The sequence below is a fragment of the Candidatus Paceibacterota bacterium genome (assembly GCA_035404205.1).
Taxonomy (GTDB): domain Bacteria; phylum Patescibacteriota; class Minisyncoccia; order UBA6257; family JAVHQB01; genus JAVHQB01.
In genome coordinates, this window is record DAONGQ010000001.1 from 118,750 (window position 1) to 121,419 (window position 2,670).

The 2,670-nt window shown below is 37.3% G+C and carries 2 protein-coding genes and 1 tRNA gene; all 3 read right to left on the minus strand.

Annotation, left to right across the window (positions count from 1 at the left end):
• Window positions 1–88: 88 nt before the first annotated feature.
• Window positions 89–1,336 carry a pitrilysin family protein gene (locus tag PK547_00575; protein ID HPR91223.1) on the minus strand — a complete coding sequence of 416 codons (1,248 nt, stop codon included), beginning with the start codon at window positions 1,334–1,336 and terminating at the stop codon, window positions 89–91.
• A gap of 279 nt (window positions 1,337–1,615) precedes the next feature.
• Window positions 1,616–1,702, minus strand: a tRNA-Ser gene (locus tag PK547_00580).
• A gap of 272 nt (window positions 1,703–1,974) precedes the next feature.
• Window positions 1,975–2,445: a hypothetical protein gene (locus PK547_00585; GenBank protein ID HPR91224.1), complete on the minus strand. Its 471-nt coding sequence runs from the start codon at window positions 2,443–2,445 to the stop codon at window positions 1,975–1,977.
• Window positions 2,446–2,670 lie beyond the last annotated feature (225 nt).

Below are 2,670 nucleotides of genomic sequence, written 5' to 3' on the forward strand. Positions count from 1 at the left end.
CCTTAATTTTAACTATTTATTGATTTTGTTTTCTAGCTTTTACTAATCCCATTTTGTTTAGATTCAGTCATTGAAATTCCCTGGCCAATTAATCAGCTACAAAATCTTTAGGAGCAAGCAGCACGGTTAATATTTGTTCCGGCTTTAAATATTGGTCTACGGCCTGTTTTATATTATCTATAGTGACCTCCTCAATTTCTTTTTTAGTTTCTTCAAATCCTCTAGGGTATCCTAGGTAAGTTATATCTCTTTCTGCTTTCATAATAATGTTTCCTGTATGTTCATAAGCCAATAGAAGGCGCCCAATGGATAATCTTTTTACCTTGTTTAAAAGCTCTTCGTTAGTTTTAGATTTGTCTATAACTTCTAAAGTTGCCCCGATTGCTTCTTTGTATCTTTTAGGATCTGTACCAATATAAATATCAAATGACCCAAAATCACTCTCTCTTGATATAGATGAATTAATTGAATAACATAAACCACGTTTATCTCTCACTTCTTGAAAGAGAGGAAATGACATACCGCCAGAAATCATTTTACTAAAAAATTCTAGATAAAGAGAGGATTTATCCATGCCCGAACCAACTATGGCATCCAAACCTACGTGTAATTGGTCTAGTTCTTTTCTTTCTATAAACTGCTTTTCTGCTTGTACCGGTAATGTTTCCCTCCTTCTAATATTTGGCTGTGAGTTTGGATGTTCTACAAAATATTTATCAAAGAGCTCTCGCGCCCTTGCTTCTGAGATATCTCCCACCGCAATAAAAGTATAATTAGCTGGGTTGTAGTATCTTCGTTTAAAATTTAAAAAATCATCTCTTCTGAACGCCGATACCGACTCCTTAGAGCCCAACGTATCCTTAGAAAGAGGATGGCCTTTATATATAAAATCTGAGACTATTTTCCAAAGGTAGGACCGAGGATTATCGTTACGCCTATTTATTTCTTGAATTACGTTTTTCATTTCTATTGGAATTTTTTCTGCGGGGATGATTGATTTTTCTATCTGCTCGCTCACGATTTGTACTGCTCTTTCAGCATATTCAGATGGAACACGGGCAAAATAGAAAGTTTTCTCATCGCTAGTCCAAGCGTTTATTTCCCCACCAACCTCTTCTATATACTCTGATATTTTTAAGCTATTGGGGAAATTCTCGGTTCCTTGGAAATGCATATGTTCCAAGGCATGCGCAATACCAGCCTCTTTGGGTATAATTTCGTCCCTGGTACCGCCCTTAACCAAAACTCCTATAGAGACACTGTTATAGTTCGACGAAGACAATGTCCATAAGGGTGCGCCAGACTTAGTAATTGTTTTAGAAAAATTATGTTCCATATGCTTTTAAAATATATTCATTGTATCCTACCCCTCTTAATAATAGCAAATCCAAAAACACTAGCATCTTTGCCAGCGTTTTAAAGAGTTGTATGAATATGATGGGTATCGCAGGGGCTTATTCGATATTTAATTGCTAATGCGAAATGTACCAATCACTTTGCAATTTTTCGTTTCAGCAACGTGAAAATTTAGTCTAAATTTTTTACATTGCGGAGGGGGTGAGATCCGCCAACCGGCGGAGAACTCACGATGCCCTACTATTCATCTCACACAAGGCGGAAGCGGGAGGATTCGAACCTCCGATACCCTTGCGGGTATAACGGTTTTCGAGACCGTCTCTTTAAACCACTCAGACACGCTTCCGCTTTGCGCAAGATAATTTAACTATCGTCTCTCTCAGGCACCCCTACTAGCCTTAAACCAATTTATTGTAGCATACGAGGGCAACCAAGCAAAAGGCATGCGCACCATACAACTAATGTCCAACGGGATACGGGACAAAAAGTTTAAAGTTTAAAGCCCAAAGTTTAAACAAAATACCCGAAGCAGAAACAATACACAAAATACAAAATTTAAAACACCGACATTATTGGCAGTGCTTTAAATTATCTTGGAATCTTGTTTATACGAAAAAGTTACTTTATCTCTAGACTTCTTGTAAGGACAACTCCGCTATCGTCCGTAACTTTGATGGTATATTTGCCAGGCTGTTGAGGCAGATTAAAGCAACAATTGCCGTCATTGCCTGGTTTCAAAGAAAATTGTTCCGAGAAATCAGCAGCTTGATCATTTTGGTCATACATTTTAGCCTCGACATTCATTGATTTTGCTACATTACTAAAGTCAAACATAACTTGGTCTTCGACGGAAAACACATCTTTATATTCTGGTCTATAATTAGCGCTCGGTTTCCAACCAGGTGTGCCTATACCTTCTGGGGCTACTGCGATATTTAAAGCGCCAATAGGGCCTGATGATTTGTTCTCTTGGGCATTATTTTGCGGTTGAGAAGAGGATTCTAATATATTTCTTAGAATGTATAATCCACCCGCCACGACCACCACTACTAACGCAATTATAGAGAAAATTTTTATCTTTTTACTCATATAATAAGCATTAAATTGATATATTCTATTATACACCCTTTTTCGCATTAAAATGTCAATGGCCCCAAAAACAACGAGGCAAGAGCCTCGTAAAAACTGAAACAATGGTTAATGTCTAAATGGGATATAAAGTTTAAACTTTAAATTTTAAACTTTAAACTTTTAATGCATGTGCCCCCAGAAGGAATCGAACCCTCATCTTATCCTTAGGACGGATCTACTCTA

What these genes read in the sequence shown, in the direction of transcription:
- PK547_00575 (HPR91223.1), bottom strand. Translation starts at nt 1,336, where the DNA reads ATGGAACATAATTTTTCTAAAACAATTACTAAGTCTGGCGCACCCTTA.
- PK547_00585 (HPR91224.1), bottom strand. Translation starts at nt 2,445, where the DNA reads ATGAGTAAAAAGATAAAAATTTTCTCTATAATTGCGTTAGTAGTGGTG.